This is a genomic window from Novosphingobium umbonatum (assembly GCF_004005905.1).
In the GTDB taxonomy this organism is placed as follows: Bacteria; Pseudomonadota; Alphaproteobacteria; order Sphingomonadales; family Sphingomonadaceae; genus Novosphingobium; species Novosphingobium umbonatum.
In genome coordinates this window covers 1-255 of the sequence record NZ_SACO01000074.1, presented here as the reverse complement: position 1 = coordinate 255, position 255 = coordinate 1, and the positions used below count along the sequence as shown (strand labels likewise).

At 56.1% G+C, this 255-nt stretch carries 1 rRNA gene; it reads right to left on the bottom strand.

Annotation, left to right across the window (positions count from 1 at the left end):
- A 23S ribosomal RNA gene (locus tag EOE18_RS18345) occupies nt 1-255 on the bottom strand; the annotation flags it as partial.

Sequence of the window (255 nt, the reverse complement as noted above, 5' to 3'; positions counted from 1 at the left end):
GCCATTGCACTCTAACAGACGGTTTCCAACCGTCCTGAGCCTACCATCGCGCGCCTCCGTTACTCTTTAGGAGGCGACCGCCCCAGTCAAACTACCCGCCACAGAGGGTCCCCGAACCGGATAACGGCCCTGGGTTAGACATCAGAAAACAACAGGGTGGTATTTCACCTATGGCTCCACACCAGCTGGCGCCGGTGCTTCATAGCCTCCCACCTATGCTACACAATTCTTTCCTAATGCCACTCTGAAGCTGCA